This window comes from Pseudolysinimonas sp., assembly GCF_031389465.1.
In the GTDB taxonomy this organism is placed as follows: Bacteria; Actinomycetota; Actinomycetes; order Actinomycetales; family Microbacteriaceae; genus Pseudolysinimonas_A.
This window is the reverse complement of the sequence record NZ_JANMSQ010000304.1, coordinates 1-2,087: the sequence shown is the minus strand read 5'-3', so window position 1 is coordinate 2,087 and position 2,087 is coordinate 1. Positions and strand designations below refer to the sequence as shown.

3 protein-coding genes are annotated in these 2,087 nt (G+C 69.2%); all 3 read left to right on the top strand.

The features are described 5' to 3' along the window. The coding region (locus RMO30_RS11800) for a CBS domain-containing protein (RefSeq protein WP_309713685.1) at nt 1–553 on the top strand (553 nt) is incomplete at its 5' end. Beyond that, nucleotides 525–1,073: a DUF1003 domain-containing protein gene (locus tag RMO30_RS11795; RefSeq protein WP_309713683.1), complete on the top strand. Its 549-nt coding sequence runs from the start codon at nt 525–527 to the stop codon at nt 1,071–1,073. The genes RMO30_RS11800 and RMO30_RS11795, both read left to right, overlap by 29 nt. Next, nucleotides 1,070–2,087: P-loop NTPase (locus RMO30_RS11790; protein ID WP_309713681.1), on the top strand; the 1,018-nt coding region annotated here is incomplete at its 3' end. The genes RMO30_RS11795 and RMO30_RS11790, both read left to right, overlap by 4 nt.

The following is a 2,087-nucleotide window of genomic DNA, read 5'->3' as shown; positions in this document are numbered from 1 at the left end:
CGACGTGCGCTTCCTGCGCGCCTACGGTTCCGACACCGCGGGCGGCCTGATGACGACCGAGCCGAGCATCGTGTCGGCCGACGCCACCGTCGCGGAGGGGCTCGCGCTCATCCGCCGTCACGAACTCGCCCCCGCGCTCGGCGCCGCGGTCTGCGTGACCCTGCCACCGTACGAGCCGCCCACCGGACGGTTCCTCGGAATGGTGCACTTCCAGCGGATGCTGCGCTACCCGCCGCACGAACGGCTCGGCACCCTGCTCGACACCAGCCTTGAGCCGGCGCGGCCCGACACGAGCGCGGCCGAGGTGTCACGCATCCTGGCCTCGTACAACCTCGTGTCACTGCCCGTCGTCGACGAGCAGTACCGACTCGTCGGGGTGGTGACCATCGACGACGTCCTCGACTATCTGCTGCCGGACGACTGGCGAAGTACCTCGGACGACCCTGAACCCGCCTCGGTCGGCCTGCAGAGTGCCGGAACCGCAGCCATCCCGACCCGCAGCATGACCGGAAGGAGGACGCCGAATGGCCCGCACACCTCGTCAAGTACGTAACGACCACCGGCTCGACCTTCCCAAGGGCGCCCGCGGCACCTTCTCGTCGCCGTTCGGAACCTTCCGCCCGTCGGGCCGCGACCGCATGGGCCGCTTCTCGGAGTCGTTCGCCCGCGCGATGGGCACGTCGTGGTTTCTCATCGGGATGTCGGTGTTCGTCGCCGCCTGGCTCGCGTTCAACACCCTCGCGCCCGAGCATCTGCAGTTTGACCCGCGGCTGACCAACTTCACGCTGCTAACCCTCATCCTGTCGTTGCAGGCCTCCTACGCGGCGCCGCTCATCCTGTTGGCGCAGAACCGGCAGGATGACCGTGATCGCGTGCAGATCGAACAGGACCGGCAGCGTGCCGAACGCAACCTCGCCGACACCGAATACCTGGCGCGCGAGGTCGTCGCCCTGCGGCTCGCGATGAAAGATGTCGCGACGAAAGACTTCATCCGCGCAGAACTGCGCGCCCTGCTCGAGGAGCTTGAAGTCGACGACGACAATGCTCCGAAGAAGACAGCACAGCAGAAGTGACGGCTGAGGCAGTTCGCGCGGCACTCGGTCGGGTGCTCGATCCAGAGATTCGTCGGCCGATCACCGAACTCGACATGGTGCGTGGGGTCGCCGTCACGGGCGGCGTCGCGACGGTCGAACTCGTGCTCACGATCGTCGGCTGCCCCGCCGCCGACACCATCGAGCGGGATGTGCGCGCCGCCGTACTCGGCGTGCCAGGTATTGCGAGCATCGAGTTGACCGTCGGCGTGATGACCGTGCCCGAGCGGGAGGCGCTCGTGGCGCGGCTTCGGGGAACCCGCACGACCCAGTTCGGACCCGACACCCTCACCAAGATCTACGCCGTTACCAGCGGCAAAGGCGGCGTCGGCAAGTCGACACTCACCGCCAACCTCGCGGTCGCCCTCGCCGCTCGCGGGCTGAAGGTGGGCCTGGTCGATGCGGATGTCTTCGGCTTCTCGATTCCCGGCATCCTCGGGCTCGGTGCCGACGCCCGCCCGACGAAGGTCGGCGACCTGATGATGCCACCGTCGGCCCACGGGGTCGCGGTCATCTCGATCGGCATGTTCGTCGACGGCTCCACCGCGGTGTCGTGGCGGGGGCCGCTGCTGCACCGCACCATCCAGCAGTTCCTCACCGACGTCTGGTTCGGCGACCTCGACGTGCTGCTGCTCGACCTCCCGCCGGGCACCGGAGACGTCGCCATCTCGATCGGCCAACTACTCCCGCACGCCGAAGTGCTCGTCGTCACCACCCCGCAGCCCGCCGCTGCCGACGTCGCCGAGCGCAGCGGACTCGTCGCCCGGCAGACCGGTCAGACCGTCATCGGCGTCGTCGAGAACATGACCGGCGAGCTGTTCGGCTCGGGCGGCGGGGATGCCGTCGCAGCGCGGCTCGAGGTGCCGGTACTCGCGCGCATCCCGCTCTCCGTGCCGCTCCGCGAAGGCGGGGATGTCGGCGCCCCCGTCGTACTGGCCGACCCGAGCGACCCGGCTGCCGCCGCCATCCTCACGCTTGCCGATACCCTCGCCGCAC